Here is a 16,176-nt window from a genome sequence, read left to right as displayed (position 1 = left end):
CGCCTAGCCCGTCCGTTTCGGGTCCCATTTGAAGAAGCGCTTGCCCAGGCCGAGGGAAACGCCGATCCAGGCACAGAGTAGTCCCAGCGGCATGACGCACGCCCGGAACGACTGGAGGAATCCGACCTCGGGGGGCAACTGGGCGGTCGCCGGATTCGAAGCGAAGTCGCGGCCGAGGTAAGCGGTGCGCAGAATCTCGACCACCGAACTCGACGGCAGGTAGCGCACCGGCACCTGCAGGAAGTGCGGCATCTCCGACAGCGGGAAAACGATTCCGGACGCGAACATCATCAGGAACAGGAATGGCGTGACCAGCCACGTGGAGACCTCGCTGGTGGGCAGCAGACCGGAAACGCCGATCGCCAGCAGCGCGAACGTCAACGCGCCCAGCACGACGCCGACCAGCAGCAACAGCGGGTTCGCCGGAGCCGGGCCGTCCAGGTAAACGAGCCCGAAAACGAGCAGCACCACCACTTGCGCGACGCTGGTGACCGATCCGCTCATGGCTTCTCCGGTCATGATCGCGGTGTCCGGCAGCGGGGTGCCGCGAAGCCTTTTGTAAATCAGTTTCCCGCGCCGGCTCGTCGCCGAGTTCACGACGTTGTAGACGATCCAGACGAGGACGAATCCCATCATCCCGGGCAGCAGGTACACGCCGCCGTCGAGTCCGGCGATCTCGCCCTTGCCGTGCTGGCTCGCGGGCAATCCGATGCCGAGCCCGAGCGGAATAAGCACTCCGGTGAGCGCGAAACCGAGATCGCGCCAGTGCACCTTCTGCGACAGCAGGAATTGGGACCAGGTGTAGCGCCACCAGCCCAGCGATCGGCGGGCGGACAGCGCGGGTGCGGCGGCAGTCATCAGCGCTCCTTCGCGGTGACAGCGAGGTCGGCCTCGTCGGCGACCCGCAGGAAAACGTCTTCGAGCGAATTGCGCCGGACCTCGAGTTCGGAGATCCGCGCGCCGGCCCGGTGGGCCCAGTCGAGCAGCCGGTGCAGGTCCGCCTGCGGGTCGGTGCTGCTCAGCGCGTAGTGGCGGCCGTCCTCGGACACCCCGGCCAGTTCGACCGGCACCGGAGTCTCGCTGACGAACGTGACCGTCGAGCCGTGGTCGGCCCCGATCACCTCGCCGACGGAGCCGTGCCGCACGATGCGCCCGCGGTCCATGATCGCCACGCGATCGGCGAGATACTGCGCTTCCTCCATGTAGTGGGTGGTCAGCAGGATCGCCATGCCGCCCGCGACCATGTTCTCCAGCACCCGCCACGTGCGCCGCCGCGCCTGCGGGTCGAGGCCGGTCGTCGGCTCGTCGAGAAACAGCAGCTCCGGCCGCCCCAGCACGGCGAGCGCCAGGTCGAGCCGCCGCCGTTCCCCGCCGGAGAGCTTCCCGACGCGCGTGTTCCCGACCTTGCCCAGGTCGACCAGGTCGATCGCCTCGTCGATCGACATCGCGCCGGAGGTGAACCGCCGCCAGGCCCGGATCGACTCGACGACCGTCAGATCGTCGAAGAACCCGGCCTCCTGCAACATGATCCCGACCCGCGGCGCGATCTTCTCGCGCTGCTCGGCCGGATCGACCCCGAAGACCCGCACCCTCCCGGCCGAGGGCCGCCGGTACCCCTCCAGGACGTCCATGGTCGACGTCTTGCCCGCGCCGTTGGTCCCCAGCAACCCGAAAACCTCACCGGCGCGCACCGTGAAACTCAACCCGTGGACCGCGACGAACGACCCGTAGTCGATCCGCAGCCCGTCCACCTCGACTACTGCTTCCCTGCCCATGCCGACAGCGTCTCGCCGACCGCCTCGGACGGCACAGGAGCAGGCCTCACCGAACTGGGGTGGATTCCGCAGGCGGGATTCATGACAAACCTCATATTCGCAGGTCAGGGGTATGCCGCCGGAGGCGCACGAGGCGTGGGTTGTCACGCTGGTGAACGACAGCGCGCGGTCGTGGCGGCCCGGCCGGCGGAAGCCAAGGCAGTCGAGGCGGCGGCTCTCGCCAGGTGCCGTTATCCGTTCCGGTGCCGGGCATCGAGAAATGGTCGTGGTGTGCCGCGGCGGGGCGAGTTTCACGTCATTGAGGCGGCGGGGGTCCGAATGCGCTCAGGAGCGCAGTTGAGCTCCGCAGGGCCTTTGGTCTTCCGCTCAACTGGCTTTTTTCGAGCGCGCAAACAACTCCCTGGTGTTCGCGGGCAGGCTCTCATTAGGATGCCCAGTCGTGACCGAGCCGAGCGCGTCCTTACGTGAAGCGGAGTACGACCGCCTCCTCAACCGCTTGCGAGAGCGCTTGGTGGAGTTGGCTCACGAGGCGTTGGACGGAGAGGTCTCCGCGAAACAATTCGCCGAGACCGCCAAGGGCGACCTCGAGCGGATCAGCAGCGAGGTCAAACACCGGATCGCCAGGAGTGCCGACGAAGCGCTGGGGGCGACCAATCCGCAGATCGAAGAGCTTTGGGCAGCGGAAAAGAACCTTGCCGAGCACGACAATCCGTCGGGCAGATCAGCGAGTGCACGCGGGGCGCACGCGATGTTCGGTTTGGCGTTGTGGTTCGGTATCGGCTACCCGTTGCTCTGGTGGCAGCTTCAGCAGGCATTCAGCGGGTTGGCGTGGTTCTTCACAGTGATGGGCTTGCTGGTCGCCGCTGGGTTCGCGGTACGCGGTGCGCGCCGGCTGACCGAGCGAAGCGGGAAGAAGCTTGGCCACGAGGCCATCATCTGTGCGGGGGCATGGCCGTTCGTCACGGTCTTCCCGACCGCTTACCTGTTGTCGCTGTGGCGTTTGCTGCCCTCGACCAGGGAATCGATGGGGAGTTTCTGGGCGGGCGCGCTGTGGATAGCCACGGGGGTGGTCGCCGCGGCTGCCTTCCTCGTAGCGCTCTCGGTGGCAACTGTGGTGCTGGAGACGGAGGAGCCAGGGCGACGGCTGCCGTCGGCAGTGGTTGTTCGCGGACTGTTGGCGGCCGTCGTCGCCATCGCCGCGGCCTACTTCGTGCTCGAGGCGGCAGCGTGGCCGCCCTTGGCCGAGTACCTCGTTGCCGACGCGGTCACCTTGCTGGTCATGGTCGGCTTCGCGCCGCTTACGCTCAGCGGCTGGCTGATCCCACCGTGGCTTTCTCGCGACGAGAACCGCAAAAACAGCGCTGGCTGGAAACGGTTGCGGACCAAGTTGCGGAACGAGGTCCGCGACGCGGAAAAACGGTGGAAAGACGCCGCCATATCCGAGGTGAGTCAGCTCGTCAAATACCACCTCAACAACGTCCTCAATCCGGAGTTCACCACCACCCTTCCCTCCTACGACCGGCATGCGCTGGGGCAGATGCGGGCCGGCGATCGGGTTCGCACCTCGGTGGCGGCCGCGGACCGGTTGCGCGACCTGCTGACCGGGATCGAGGGTGGCGTGGTCGGAATGGCCGGATCGCGCGGTGCGGGCAAGTCAACACTCCTCGACGCGTACCGCGCGGGCAAATTTCTCGAGGGCGGTTATCGGCACATCGCGGTGATGGAGAGCGTGCCGGTCCGCTACGACGCGCGGGAATTCATGCTGCACCTTTACAGCCAGACGTGCGCCGAGGTGATCAAATTCTGCCGGCAGCACGGACCGGACGACGACCTCGCGAGCCCTCGTCGCCGGGGCTGGGCACGGCGAAGCTGGCCGGTGTTCGGTGCGGTGCTGGCCTGGCTGCTGGTGGGCGCGGCGGGCACCATCGTCTCCGCGGTGTTCCGGGCCGATCTGCGTGCTCAGCCGACCACCTTGTGGTGGCCGCTTGCCTGTTTGTTCGGCGCGGCCGCCACGCTCAGCCTCGCGGCGAGGAGACGTCCGGCTGTCCGGGCGCGGGAATCGTCGCCGCCGCCGGCCTGGAGGGGAGACCTGCGTTCGCTCCGGAAGCGGGCGGAATGGGCTCGCGACGGGATCAGGTTCCAGCAGAAGTACACCTCGGGCTGGTCGGGCAAGACCGGCGTGCCGATGGCCGAGGCGGGGTTTTCGGGGGCCAGCGAGGTGACCCGGAACCCGATGACCTATCCCGAGGTGGTGTACGAGTTCCTGCGTTTTGTCGAGGCCACCATCTTGTGCCTCGGCGCGCTCCGGAAAATCGCGCCCGCGCCGGTCGTGATCATCATCGACGAACTGGACAAGATCGCCGACCCGGACCTGGCCCATGAGTTCATCAACGAGATGAAAGCCTTGATGGCAGTCGACGTTCCGGGGCTTTTGTGCCTGGTCTCGGTGTCGGAGGACGCCCTGGCCGCGTTCGAGCTCCGCGGCCTGTCCGTCCGCGACGCGTTCGACAGCGCCTTCGACACCATCGTCCGGTTGGACTATCTCGATCTCGAGGACGCGCGGAAGGTCCTGTCGAGCAGGGTAGTCGGCTTGCCCGATCCGTTCATCGCCCTGTGCCATTGCCTGTCCGGGGGTCTTCCTCGCGAGCTGATTCGCGTCGCGAGGCGCATGCTCGTCGGCGGCGGCGAACTGGCCGGCATCACGCGGCGGCTTGTCGTCGAAGACCTGGCTGCCAAACGTTTCGCGCTGCTGACCGTCGTCGGAAAAGCGGAGTACGACGAAGTCTTGGCCAGCGCTCTCGTCCGGCACCTCGACGCGCAGACGGCGGCTGAGCCCGCCGAACTGATCGCCGCGGTCTCGGCGCCGCCGATCTCGGCGGAAGCTGACGGGGCACCGGCATTGCTGCGGCTGCAGACCGAAACCCTGGGATATCTGTACTACGTCGGGACGGTGCTTGAGGTCTTCGGCCAGGCTTTCGCGCCCAGTGATCTGGAACGGGGCCTTGCGGTCGGTGACGGGTCGTTCGACACGCTGGCCTCGGCACGGCAGCTCTTCCCGGTAAACGCCCGGCTGGCATGGCTGACGATCAGTGCGTTCCGGCGGCAGTGGGCGCTGCGGGTGGTCGAGCCGCCCGGCGCGGGATCCGCCGCGGCTGTCCCGCGGGAATTCCTCGCCTGAGCCGGATACACCTCCCGTTCACCTGCCCTGCTTAAGGTCGGCCGCATGTTGCGGGACGTGCGGGAGTACATCGATCGGCTCGAGATCGACGGGCATTCGGTCGGCGAGGATCACGATGACGATCCCGTGCTGATCGACGCGTTCGGCAGGGCGGTCGACACCTGGCGGGAGAACTATCCCTACGACGAGCGCATGCCGCGCGAGGAGTACGACGAGACCAAGTATCTGCTGCAGGTCGAACTGCTCAAGCTGCAGAACTCGATCAGCGATACCGGCAGCCGGCACGTCATCCTGTTCGAGGGGCGGGACGCGGCGGGCAAGGGCGGCACCATCAAGCGGTTCATGGAGCACCTCAACCCGCGGTACGCGCGCACGGTCGCGTTGGCCAAGCCGAGCGACCGGGAAGCGCACCAGTGGTATTTCCAGCGCTACGTCCAGCATCTGCCGACCGCCGGCGAGATGGTGTTGTTCGATCGGTCCTGGTACAACCGCGCCGGGGTCGAGCAGGTGATGGGGTTTTGCTCGCCGGAGCAGTACGAGCAGTTCATGCGTCAGGTGCCGCTGTTCGAGGAAATGCTGGTGGAGAGCGGAATCACGGTCACGAAGTTCTGGTTTTCGGTGACTCAGGCCGAGCAGCGGACCCGGTTCATCATCCGGCAGGTCGACCCGGTGCGGCAGTGGAAACTGTCCCCGATGGACCTGCAGTCGCTCGACAAGTGGGACGACTACACCGCGGCCAAGGAGGCGATGTTCCTCCGCACCGACAGCGACCTCGCGCCGTGGATCACGATCAAGAGCAACGACAAGAAACGCGCCCGGATCAACGCGATGCGCTATTTCCTGTCGCGGTTCGAGTACGAGGGCAAGGACGAAAAGGTGGTCGGGCAACCGGATCCGCTGATCGTGAAGCGCGGGCGGGACGCGGTCGGCGACTGAACCCGCTCAGTCCAGCACGTCCGGTTCCTGCTCGACGATCAGCTCCTCCAGCAGGCGGAAGTTGTTGCGAGCCAGGTTCGCGCTGCCGAACTGGCGCGCGGCGAGCGTGGCCTCCTCGGCGGTCATGACCCGCGGCGTTCCGGCGGCTTCGGCGAGGAGTTGCATCTGGCACGCGCGTTCCATCGTGATGAACCACCACGCGGCCTCGCCGACGCTTCGCCCGACGGTCAGCAGCCCGTGATGGCGAAGGATCGCGGCGCGGTTCGGCCCGAGCCGGGCGGCGATGCGCACGCCCTCGTCGCGTTCCAGGACCAGTCCTTTGTACTCGTCGAAAAGCACGTGATTCTCGTAGAACGCACAGGATTCCTGGACGATCGGGGCCAGCAGGCGGTTCAGCGCCGACCAGGCGCGGCCGTGGATCGTGTGCGCGTGCGCGACGGCGACGACGTCCTCGCGCGCCTCGTGGATGGTGGAGTGGATGGCGAAAGCGGCCTTGTTCGTGCGCCGCGTTCCTTCGACCACTTTTCCGTTCTCGTCAAGGAGAAGCAGGTCGCTGACCTTGATCCGGGAGAAGTGCACCGCGTAGGGGTTGACCCAGAACCGGTTCGGGAATTCCGGGTCTCGCGCGGTGAGGTGGCCGGCGATGCCCTCGTCGAATCCGTACCGGGCGAACAGCCGGAAGGCGACGGCGAGCTGGCGTTTGCGCCGCGCGCGTTCGGCGGCGACGGAATCCAGCCGTTCGGGCAGGGTGTCGACGTCGAGCTCGGCTACCGGGGCGTCGGCCATCAGCATCTCCCAACTTTGCCTCTGTGGCAAACAGGGTGCCTCTGAGGCACGGCATGCGTCAAGCGATCACGACGAGCACGTCCGCGTCCGGAGCGCCCCGCAGGGTGTGTTCGACGGTGCCGGGAAACTGCGCGGAGTCGCCGGCGGCCAGCAGGTGGGTTTCGCCGTCCAAGGTCAGTTCGAGCCGGCCGCTGAGGACGTGCAGCCACTCTTCGCCGCGGTGCCGGGTCGGGCGCGGCGGGACGGAGCTGCCTCGCAGCGTCACCAGCGTCGCCTCGATCGTCGTGCTCGACGACGGCGGAGACAGGGCGGTAAACGACGCTTCGCGGCCGCCGTACGCGACGGCGTCTTCGCGCTTGACGATCGGCGAGGTGCGTTCCCCGGCAGCGGCGAGATCGGCGACGCTGACGTCCAGCACCCGCGCGAGCACCACGAGCGTGCCGAGGCTGGGCACCCGCTGGCCGCCCTCGACGCGGGACAGGTAGCCGGGAGTGATGTCCGCGGCCGCGGCGACCTTCTCCAAGGTGAGCCCGCGTTCCAGGCGAAGCTCACGCAAGCGTCGCGCGATTCGCTGCTCGGCTTCTTCCGCCTCTCGGCTCATCCCCACACTGTAAAGCGGCTCAGCCCTCGAGGAACTCCAGCCGGTTGCCGACCGCGTCGAAGGTGTGGAACCGCCGCCTGCCGGGGATTTCCGCGGGGTCGGCCCACGTCACGGACCGGCCGGAGGATTCGATCGCGGCGGCGACGGCGTCCACGTCGACCACGAACGCCGGGTGCGCCTTGCGGGCCGGGCGGAAATCCGCCTCGACGCCGACGTGCAGTTCGCCGGCGCCGGGCACCTGGAACCAGCACCCGCCGCGAGCCGCCAGCAGCGGCGGTTTCGGCAGTTCAGCCCAGCCGAGCACGCCGGTGTAGAAAGCGCGTTCGTCGTCCTCCGCACCCGCCGGGCAGGCGACCTGCACGTGATGAATCATGCCTCGAAACCTACGCCAGCTCGGCGGGTTTCGGTTCGGGGAAAGCGTAGAACCGCACGGCCAGATCACGCGCCTCGTCGGACGGCCCCGGTTTGCGCGCGGCGTAACGGTGCACGAGCTCCAGGTACTCCGCTTCGAACTCCTTCAAGTCCTGGTAGCTCAGCCGGATGCCGGCGCGGCTTCCGGCGGTCCAGCCGTCGAAGGTGTCGCGGCGTTCGGCGGCCCAGGCCATCAGGCGTACTTCGTGGTCGTACTTCGCGTCCAGGTACGCGACCAGCTTCGGCCGGTCCTCCTCGGGGAAGTCCTCCGGCTTCGCTTCGTTCGTGCTCTGCGGGACGGAGTGCCAGCGGCCGTCGCGGGTGCGGCGGGTGTATCCGGCGTGGGTCAGCGTCAGCAGCGCGGCCGGGACGTCGATCGACGGGAGCTGCGCGCGCAGTTCGGCCGAGGTGGCGGGCATCAGCCGGAGCAGCCGCTGGTAGTTCGGGTTCGTGCGCACGGTGATGTCGCTCATCGTCAGCGGCCGCGGTCGCGCGTTCCCGGCGAGCAGCGCGCGGGCCCGCCACAGCAGGAACATCGCGATCGGCACTTCCGCGAGCAGCGCGGTGCCGAGGCTGGCCCACTGGTCGGGGCCGCCCCAGTCGAGGACGACGTCGAACCAGGCGTCGCAGCACAGCAGCGCGGCGGTCGCGGCCAGCATCGGCACCGAGGCGCGGCTGCGGCGGATCCCGAGCAGCACGGCCGCGGCGAAACACAGCAGCAGGACGATGTCGAAGCCGACCCAGGCGACTCGCCACTGGCTCGTGTCGAAGTGCTCGGGCAGGGTCAGGCCGAGGTAGACGGTCCACGGCACCAGGAACACCGCGATCCCGGCGAGGAGGGCGAGAAGCACGCGTCGGAACAACACCTGATCGACGCTAGCCGCGCCGGAACCGGGGAACATCCGGGAAGATCCCGGAGATCAACCCCGAGACCGGGCTCCGGTGTCTACTGTGGACGGTCGGTGGCCAGCGCCTGCCAGTGGTCGGCTTCGGCGGTCGCGCCGCGGGCGCGCAGCATCCGGGTCAGGCTCAGCATGCCCTGCACGTCGCCGGATTCGGCGGCGACGCGGAAGCAGTGTTCCGCCTGTGCCAGGTCGCCGCGGGCTTCGGCGAGATGGCCCAGGTTGGTGAGCGCGGGGATGCTGCCGTGCTCGGCGGCCTTGCGGTACCAGGCCGCCGCCTCGCCGTCGTCGCGTCGATTGCGGGCGAGGACGCCAAGGTTGGTCATCGCCGCCGCGTCACCCGCCTCGGCGGCTTCGAGGTACCAGCGCTCCGCGTCTTCGAGGTCGCCCCGGCGATGCAGCAGCAGCCCCAGCCGCACCTTCGCCTCGACGTGTCCGCCCTTCGCGCCGCGCCGGAACCATCGCTCGGCGTCGCCTTCCCGGTTCGCCCGTTCCGCTTCCCGGCCCAGCAGGCAGGTCGCGGAGAGTTCGCCCGCGTCCGCGGCGGCTCGCCACCAGTGCGCCATCTCCTCGGGCGCGCCGAGTTCTCGCAGGACGACGCCGAGGTCCAGCATCGCCGTCGCGTTGCCCTCCTCGGCGGCGGCACGGCACCAGCCCTCGGCTTCGGCGTACCGGCCGTCTTCGACGAGGAGATGGCCCAGCAGCCCGGCCGCTTCGGTCGCACCGGCCTGGAACGCGGCGGCGTACCAGTGCTCCGCGTCGCCGAGGTGCCCCTGGTTTTCGCAGCTACGGCCGTATTCGAGCATTCCGTGCGGTTCGCCGGCCTGCGCGGCTTCGTGGTACCAGCGGGCGGCCTCGTCGTCGGCTCCGCGTTCGGCCAGCAGGTGGGCCAGCGCGGTCATCGCGATCCGGTCCCCGCCGGCGGCGGCGCGGCGGTACCACTCCTCGGCTTCCGCTGACTCGCCTCGTTCGCGCAGGTCAGCGGCGACCCGCGTCATCGCGACGAGGTTGCCGCCCTCCGCCGCCTTCCGGCGCAGGTAGTCATCGACGCGTGTGTTCCACTTCCGCAGCCGCCCGGGCATCTCGCACCCGCTCCTTTCCGGCTCCCCACTGAAGACAATCGCTTCGGAAGCCGCGCGCGTGACACCTTCGCGAGCGTTATCCACCCCCGCTGATCTGGGCTTTTTCGTTGGCGGCCCACAACGGGCCGACGTGGTCCTTGCCACGGCTCGGGCGCGGCCGAGAGTGTCTGCGCGATTACCGGCCCGGCGACCGGCATACTCCGGCTCCCCGAAGTCCCCGCCCGAGAGGATCCCGCGCACCATGGCCCGGCCGTTCCCCACCAAGCGCACCGTGCTGCTCGCGGTCGTGCTGCTGATCGCTGTCATCGGGTTCTGGTACGGCCAGCGCGAAGTCGGCGACACCCCGTCCGAGGCGGCGCCGGCGTCCGCTGCGGACGCGGCCAAGCAGTTGTCCGAGCTGAAGATCGGCGCGCGCGGCACCATGACCGGTTATTCGCGCGACAAGTTCAAGCACTGGGACAGCCAGGGCGACAACTGCGACACCCGCGAGGCGGTCCTCAAGCGCGCGGGCAAGGACGTCAAGACGGGCAGCGACTGCAAGCCGACCTCGGGCACCTGGCTCAGCGTGTACGACGGCCAGACCTGGACCAAGCCGACCCAGCTCGACATCGACCACATGGTCCCGCTCGGCCAGGCCTGGGTGAGCGGCGCGCGCGATTGGACGCAGGAGAAGCGCGAGCAGTTCGCGAACGACCTCACGCGCCCGCAGCTGTTCGCCGTGACGGCCAGCGTGAACCGGCAGAAGAGCGACAAGGCTCCGGACGAGTGGAAGCCGCCGCTGGTGTCGTTCTGGTGCACGTACGCGACCGACTGGGTCACGGTGAAGCACTACTACGGGCTGACGATCACCGAGATGGAGAAGAACGCGCTGCAGGACATGCTGAAACGCTGCCCAGCGTGACAAGCTGGGCCGCATGGCGACCTTCGCACTGATCCACGGGGGCGGCGGCAGCGGCTGGGACTGGCACCTGGTCGCCGCGCGGCTCAAGGCGTCCGGCCACGAGGTCGTGACCCCGGACCTGCCCATCGAGAATCCGCTGGCCACGCTGGCTGACTTCACCGACACGGTCGTCGCCGCGATCGGCGATGCCGAGGAGGTCGTCGTGGCCGGGCATTCCTACGGCGGGTTCACCGCGCCGCTCGTGGCGGAGCGGGTCGGCGCGCGGCTGCTCGTGTTCGTTGCCGGGATGGTGCCCGCGCCGGGCGAGGCGCCAGGGGAGTGGTGGGGCAACGTCGGTTTCGCATCGGCCGAGGGGTTGAGCACCGCCGAGCAGTTCATGGCAGACGTTCCGGCCGAGCTGGCGGAGGAGAACGAGCGCCGCGGCCGGGACCAGAACAGCGCAGAGTACAGCGCGCCGTGGCCGGGCGATCGGCTGCCGGACGTGCCGACGAAGTTCTTGCTCTTCCGCGACGACCGGTTCTTCTCCGCGGACCTGCTGCGCCGGGTAGCGCGCGAGCGGCTGGGACTGGACGCGGACGAGATGCCCGGCTCCCATCTCGCGCTGCTGAGCCGTCCGGACGAACTGGCGGACCGCCTGATGGCTTACTACGCGGCAGTGGCTGGCTGACCAGGCGTTGTCCCAGTTGCGACATGTCGTAACCGCGACAGCGCAAGCTAGTGACGCGACCCCCGGCTCGCCCCGAATCTGGTGCGATGACGTGGAGATCACGAGCCATCACTCTCGGCTGCACGGGCGCACTGGTCGCGGCACTCGGCCACGCGATGCCCGCGGCGGCCGAGCCCGCGAGCGGTTCACCGGCGGCTGGTCCCGGTGAGCGGCACGCCGTCACGTTGCTCACCGGTGACGTCGTGCGAGTCGAAAGCGTCCAGGGCGGCAGGCAGATCGCGACGGTCCAGCCGGGCAAGGGGCGGGAGAACATCCGCTTCAGCCAGTCCGAAGTGGACGGAAACCTGCTGGTCATCCCGGCCGACGCGATGCCGCTCGTCACGGGAAAACGCCTCGACAAAGCCCTGTTCGACATCACCGGCCTGATCGCGCAGGGGTATGCCGACGAGTCGAGCCCGACGGTGCCGATGATCGCGCACTACGCCAAGGGCGTCTCGATCGCTTCCGCGCCGGCACTCGCCGCCACCACGCAGGGCGCTGAACTGCCCAGCGTGCACGGCCGCGCATTGCGCGAAGACAAGAAGCGCGCCAGTGAGTTCTGGCAGTCCTTCACCGGTCCGCACGCGGCTTCCGGTGCGGTGGTACGGATTACCCTGGACCGCAAGGTGCACGCGTCGCTCGACCGGAGCGTCCCGCAGATCGGGGCGCCGGAGGCGTGGGCGGCCGGTTTCGACGGCTCCGGCGTCGCGGTGGCCGTGCTCGACACCGGTTACGATCCCAACCACCCGGACCTCGCCGGCAAGGTCGCCAAGTCCGCCAACTTCTCGACCAGTCCGGACGTCATCGACCGGTTCGGCCATGGCACGCACGTCGCGGCGACCATCGCGGGCAGCGGCGCGGCCGCGGGCGGCACACGCAAGGGCGCGGCTCCGGGCGCGAAGCTATATGTCGGCAAGGTGCTCGGCGACGACGGAACGGCCTCGTCTTCCGAAGTCCTGCAAGGGATGGAGTGGGCCGCGGCCTCCGGTGCCAAGGTAATCAACATGAGCCTCGGCGGCGGCGCGACCGACGGCACCGACGACCTCAGCGTCGGTCTCAACGAACTCACCGCCCGCACTGGCGCGCTTTTCGTGGTCGCCGCGGGCAACGACGGCCAGGACGGCGCGTCGACCATCGGCACGCCCGGCACCGCGGACTCCGCGCTGACGGTCGGCGCGGTGGACCGCCGGGACGAGTTGGCCCCGTTCTCCAGCATGGGACCGCGGCTCGGCGACCAGGCCGTGAAGCCGGATATCACCGCGCCGGGCGTGGGAATTGTCGCGGCGCGCGCGGCGGGCACCTCGCTCGGGGAGGTGGTGGACCAGTACTACACCGCGGCGTCCGGCACGTCGATGGCGACGCCGCATGTCGCTGGTGCGGCGGCGATCCTGGCGCAGCGGTATCCACAATGGACCGCGCAGCAGCTCAAGGACGGGCTGGCCAGCACGGCGAAACCGTCCGCCGGGCTGAATGCGTTCCAGCAGGGCGGCGGGCGAGTGGACGGCGCGGCCGCCGCGGTGCGTCCGGGCGTCTTCGCGACCGGCACGCTGAACCTCGGCCCGGTCACCAACGACAGCGGTCCGGTGCGCAAGGAAATCACGTACACCAACACGACGTCCGCGCCGGTCACGCTCACTCCGAAGCTCGACCTGCGCCGCGGTGACGGTGCCACGCCGGGCGACGCGGTGAAGCTCGAAAAGTCCACTGTGGAGGTTCCGGCCAACGGGACGGCGACGGTGGCGATCGCTGTCGACTCGGCCGCGCTGGTGCCGGGCAACTACACCGGCAGCGTTCTCGTCGGGGCGGTGCACACGACGGTCGGCCTGGTGAAGGAACCGCTGAAGCACAAGGTGACCGTCACCGGCATCGGACGCGACGGCAAGGCGCATCCGATGGATATCCAGATCTTCGGCGACGACATGCGATACGACGTCGTCAGCGACGTCGTCAGCGACCGTCCGTTCGTCACCGAACTGCCGGAGGGCACCTACTACGCCCGCGCGATGCTCCACACCGGATGGGCTCCGGACGAGGAACTCGCGATCGTGCTCAAGCCGGAGTTCTCGCTCACCGGAGATCTGGACCTGGTGATGGACGCGCGGAACGTGGTGCCGGTGGAGATCAAGACGCCGCGGCCGTCGACGCTGGAGAACATCATCAGCAGCTACGCGCACCGCGAATTCGGCACGCGCAAGATCACGAACTACGTGATGGAATTCCCCGGCGTCCGGCACATCTACGTGACGCCGACGCAGAAGGTGAAGAACGGGACATTCGAATTCGGCACTCGGTGGCAGCTCACCGCGCCGATGCTGACCGCGACCACGTTGCCGTGGCTCGGGAGCAAGACCGAACTGTTCTACTACGCGGCGTCCCCGGCGATTTCCGGGTTCAAGTGGCTCGGCGTCGTTCCGGTCGCCGCCGACCAACCGGAGCAATACGCCAAGGCGCGCGGGAAAATCGCGCTGGTGACCCCTGGGAAGGACGGCACCAACCCGGATGCCGCGGCGAAACAGGCCGCTGCCGCGGGTGCCGCGATGGTCATGGTCGTCAGCCTGCCCGAGGAGCACACGTACGGCCACTGGCAGCCGCGTGGCGATCGGCTGCCGATTCCCGCCGTGCTGATCACGGACGAACAGGGCATGAAGCTGGCCGAACGGGCCAAGCTCGGCTTCACGAGCATGTTCCTGCAGGGCACGCCGGTGAGTCCGTACCTGTACGACATCATGCAGGTGACCCGCGATCAGATTCCGCAGAAGATCGTCTATCAGGTCAGCGAGCGCAACAGCGCGACGGTCACCGCGAATTACCACGCGACCGGCAAGGACGAGTGGCTTTCCGAGCAGCGATTCGGGTGGCGGCCGTGGGAAAAGACCGCGATCAACCAGTATCAGCGGTACGCGCATACCGGAACGGCTCGCGAGGAGATCGTTTCGACCGACGAGACGATCTGGCAGCACCGGGTGAACCACAAGCTCAGCTGGGACACTTTCCAGCCGCTGGCGGTCGGCATGCTCGAACAGCCGCATACCTTCCGCCCGGGACAGCGAGCGACGGAAAACTGGTACGCGCCGGTGGTCCGTCCGGCGATCCCGCGCCGAGCCGGACTCGAAACGTCGCGCACCGGCGACACTTTCGCCTTCCGCATCCCGGAGTTCGCCGATTCGGAACCGTCGCATTACGCGTTTTCCGAAGCGGGGTGGGACGAGGAACCGGACCAGGTGAGCGCGAAGCTGTACCGGGACGGCGAACTCGTCAAGGAAGGCCCGGCCGCGTGGGGCAAGTTCCCCGCTTCGGCGGACCCGGCGAAGTACCGGCTCGACCTGTCGCTGACCAAGTCCACTTCGGACTGGGCGTACGGCACGCACGCCGAAACGTCGTGGACCTTCGGGTCGAAGCGGCCCGCCGAAGGCAAGACGGACCTTCTTCCGTTGCTGCAGGTGGATTACGGCGTGTCGGCCGACCTGGCGCAGAAAGCCCGCGCCGGACGTTCGCTGCCGGTCGAGTTCACCGTCCGCAACCAGGACGGCATGGCCGCGCCGAAGGATCCGCGGCTGACCGTCGAAGTGTCCTATGACGACGGTCGCACGTGGACGAACGTCAAGCAGATGGGCAGCCTCGGCGACGGCCGTTTCCGTGCCGTGGTCGACCATCCGCGGCTGGACCGGACCAACGGATTCGTCGCGCTGCGCGTCCACGGCTCCGACGCGGACGGCGATGCGGTGCAGCAGACCGTGCTTCGCGCCTACGGGCTCTCCTGAGAAAGAGGCAGCCGGATAACCCCGCGCGGCTATCCGGCTGCCGCGGGCTCGTCGAGCCAGCCCTGTCTGCTGACCTCCCACGCCAGCTGCATCCGGGTCTGCACGTTCATCCGCGACATCAGGTCGTGGATCCGCCGCTGCACGGTCCGCTGGCTCACCGCGAGCCGCGTCGCGATCGCCTTGTCGGTGACCCCGGCGACCAGCAACGACAGCAAATGCAGCTCGTCCCGGTCCGGCCCGGCGCCACCGGGGGCGTCCTGCGGAGTCCCGTCCGCGCGCAGCGGCCACGCGCGCTCCCAATAGCTCTCGAACAACGCGATCAACGCCGCCAGCAGACTGCTCTCGCGGATCAACGCGGCGGTCGGTTCGCCGGAGCCGTCGAGATTCTGCACCAGCGGGCACAACGCGATGGTTCCGTCGGCGATCGCCAGCCGCACGGGAACCACGGTGGACGACCGCGCCTCCTCGCCGTGCCGGATCCCGTGCGCGACGTTCTCGATCATGCCGGGCTCTTCCAGCATCGCCCGCTCGTAGACGACCCGGTAGCGCACGCCGCGAGCGAGCGCGTCGTACTCGTCGGCGTTCTCGCCGGACGCCATCGCGATGTGCCCGGCCCGGCAGAACCACAGCAACTCGTGCCGGGCGCCGACCTGGATGTTCGTCAGCTGCTGCCGGATCGCCGCGCTGCCGGTGATCACCTCCACCAGCTGCGTCGCGTCCCGCCGCCGCGCACCGCCGCGGTACTCGTCGGCCATCCGGCTCACCGCCGCGCGCGCCCACTCCAGGGCTTCCTGCCCGCGCATCAGCAACGGCCCGAACGCGACGTCCGGCGGCGACGGCGCGTACCGCGGCTCGTCCCCGGCGACCAGGCTGACCAGCCCCTTGGCGTGCAGCGAACGCAGGATCGCGGAGACCTGTGCCGCGCTCAGCCCCAGTTGCTCGGCCACCTGCCGCGGTCCGGCGTCGAACCTCCCCACGAGGAGCCGGTAGACCCGCTCCTCGTCCCCCGGCACCCCGATTGCGTCCAGCATCCGGCGAGCGTAAGGCACCGGCAACGGGAACGAACGAGACAAAACCGGACAGCGTGAGTCGGGGACCAGTCCCGGCGAACCGGACTACAACCGGGCCGCGCACCCG

The 16,176-nt window shown here is 68.7% G+C and carries 13 protein-coding genes; 5 read left to right on the top strand and 8 right to left on the bottom strand.

The window, feature by feature from the left end; all coding sequences use genetic code 11:
• Positions 1-3 precede the first annotated feature (3 nt).
• Complete coding sequence (locus L942_RS36345) at positions 4-858, bottom strand: ABC transporter permease (RefSeq protein WP_037368969.1); 855 nt, start codon at positions 856-858, stop codon at positions 4-6.
• Positions 858-1,775, bottom strand: coding sequence for an ABC transporter ATP-binding protein (locus L942_RS36340; RefSeq protein ID WP_037368967.1), 918 nt, complete (start codon positions 1,773-1,775; stop codon positions 858-860). The genes L942_RS36345 and L942_RS36340 overlap by 1 nt, the downstream gene beginning before the upstream one ends.
• 403 nt (positions 1,776-2,178) lie before the next feature.
• Here L942_RS36340 and L942_RS36335 point away from each other — a divergent pair, with 403 nt between their 5' ends.
• Both L942_RS36335 and ppk2 read left to right on the top strand, forming a co-directional pair.
• Positions 2,179-4,953 (top strand): transcriptional regulator, encoded by a 2,775-nt coding sequence (locus tag L942_RS36335; protein ID WP_158684592.1) that lies wholly within the window; start codon positions 2,179-2,181, stop codon positions 4,951-4,953.
• Positions 4,954-4,998: 45 nt separating this feature from the next.
• A complete protein-coding gene (gene ppk2 / locus L942_RS36330; RefSeq protein WP_037368965.1) occupies positions 4,999-5,889 on the top strand; it encodes a polyphosphate kinase 2 in 891 nt (296 codons plus the stop codon).
• 6 nt (positions 5,890-5,895) lie between these two features.
• Here ppk2 and L942_RS36325 read toward each other — a convergent pair whose 3' ends face one another.
• The 5 genes from L942_RS36325 to L942_RS36305 all read right to left on the bottom strand — a co-directional run bounded on the left by L942_RS36325 (position 5,896) and on the right by L942_RS36305 (position 9,671).
• On the bottom strand, positions 5,896-6,675 hold the full coding sequence (locus L942_RS36325) for a class II aldolase/adducin family protein (RefSeq protein ID WP_037369094.1): 780 nt from the start codon (positions 6,673-6,675) through the stop codon (positions 5,896-5,898).
• Between the two features lie 58 nt (positions 6,676-6,733).
• Positions 6,734-7,276: a helix-turn-helix domain-containing protein gene (locus L942_RS36320; RefSeq protein WP_051166495.1), complete on the bottom strand. Its 543-nt coding sequence runs from the start codon at positions 7,274-7,276 to the stop codon at positions 6,734-6,736.
• A 19-nt stretch (positions 7,277-7,295) separates the two neighbouring features.
• A complete protein-coding gene (locus tag L942_RS36315) occupies positions 7,296-7,649 on the bottom strand; it encodes a glyoxalase (RefSeq protein ID WP_037368964.1) in 354 nt (117 codons plus the stop codon).
• Between the two features lie 10 nt (positions 7,650-7,659).
• Positions 7,660-8,553 (bottom strand): hypothetical protein, encoded by an 894-nt coding sequence (locus L942_RS36310; RefSeq protein WP_235079603.1) that lies wholly within the window; start codon positions 8,551-8,553, stop codon positions 7,660-7,662.
• Positions 8,554-8,633: 80 nt separating this feature from the next.
• A complete protein-coding gene (locus tag L942_RS36305; protein WP_037368962.1) occupies positions 8,634-9,671 on the bottom strand; it encodes a tetratricopeptide repeat protein in 1,038 nt (345 codons plus the stop codon).
• Positions 9,672-9,912: 241 nt separating this feature from the next.
• On the opposite strand from L942_RS36305, the gene L942_RS36300 reads away from it, so the two are divergent.
• From L942_RS36300 to L942_RS36290, 3 genes are all read left to right on the top strand, one after another.
• Positions 9,913-10,572 (top strand): HNH endonuclease family protein, encoded by a 660-nt coding sequence (locus tag L942_RS36300; protein ID WP_037368961.1) that lies wholly within the window; start codon positions 9,913-9,915, stop codon positions 10,570-10,572.
• Between the two features lie 13 nt (positions 10,573-10,585).
• Positions 10,586-11,239 carry an alpha/beta fold hydrolase gene (locus L942_RS36295; protein WP_037368959.1) on the top strand — a complete coding sequence of 218 codons (654 nt, stop codon included), beginning with the start codon at positions 10,586-10,588 and terminating at the stop codon, positions 11,237-11,239.
• Positions 11,240-11,325: 86 nt separating this feature from the next.
• Entirely contained in the window at positions 11,326-15,039 is a 3,714-nt protein-coding gene (locus L942_RS36290; RefSeq protein ID WP_037368958.1) for a S8 family peptidase, read from the top strand.
• Positions 15,040-15,068: 29 nt separating this feature from the next.
• On the opposite strand, the gene L942_RS36285 is transcribed toward L942_RS36290, so the two are convergent.
• Entirely contained in the window at positions 15,069-16,070 is a 1,002-nt protein-coding gene (locus L942_RS36285; protein WP_037368956.1) for a helix-turn-helix transcriptional regulator, read from the bottom strand.
• Positions 16,071-16,176: the final 106 nt, after the last annotated feature.

The sequence above is a fragment of the Amycolatopsis orientalis DSM 43388 genome (assembly GCF_000411975.1).
Lineage (GTDB): Bacteria > Actinomycetota > Actinomycetes > Mycobacteriales > Pseudonocardiaceae > Amycolatopsis > Amycolatopsis orientalis_D.
Note: the sequence above shows the minus strand (reverse complement) of the source record. Positions and strands in the feature narration are given on the sequence as shown.

Excerpts from the sequence above, each read along its gene's own strand:
- L942_RS36325 (WP_037369094.1), bottom strand. The coding sequence starts at position 6,675 with ATGGCCGACGCCCCGGTAGCCGAGCTCGACGTCGACACCCTGCCCGAA.
- ppk2 (WP_037368965.1), top strand. The coding sequence starts at position 4,999 with ATGTTGCGGGACGTGCGGGAGTACATCGATCGGCTCGAGATCGACGGG.
- L942_RS36340 (WP_037368967.1), bottom strand. The coding sequence starts at position 1,775 with ATGGGCAGGGAAGCAGTAGTCGAGGTGGACGGGCTGCGGATCGACTAC.
- L942_RS36285 (WP_037368956.1), bottom strand. The coding sequence starts at position 16,070 with ATGCTGGACGCAATCGGGGTGCCGGGGGACGAGGAGCGGGTCTACCGG.
- L942_RS36305 (WP_037368962.1), bottom strand. The coding sequence starts at position 9,671 with ATGCCCGGGCGGCTGCGGAAGTGGAACACACGCGTCGATGACTACCTG.
- L942_RS36300 (WP_037368961.1), top strand. The coding sequence starts at position 9,913 with ATGGCCCGGCCGTTCCCCACCAAGCGCACCGTGCTGCTCGCGGTCGTG.
- L942_RS36345 (WP_037368969.1), bottom strand. The coding sequence starts at position 858 with ATGACTGCCGCCGCACCCGCGCTGTCCGCCCGCCGATCGCTGGGCTGG.
- L942_RS36290 (WP_037368958.1), top strand. The coding sequence starts at position 11,326 with ATGACGTGGAGATCACGAGCCATCACTCTCGGCTGCACGGGCGCACTG.
- L942_RS36295 (WP_037368959.1), top strand. The coding sequence starts at position 10,586 with ATGGCGACCTTCGCACTGATCCACGGGGGCGGCGGCAGCGGCTGGGAC.
- L942_RS36320 (WP_051166495.1), bottom strand. The coding sequence starts at position 7,276 with ATGAGCCGAGAGGCGGAAGAAGCCGAGCAGCGAATCGCGCGACGCTTG.
- L942_RS36315 (WP_037368964.1), bottom strand. The coding sequence starts at position 7,649 with ATGATTCATCACGTGCAGGTCGCCTGCCCGGCGGGTGCGGAGGACGAC.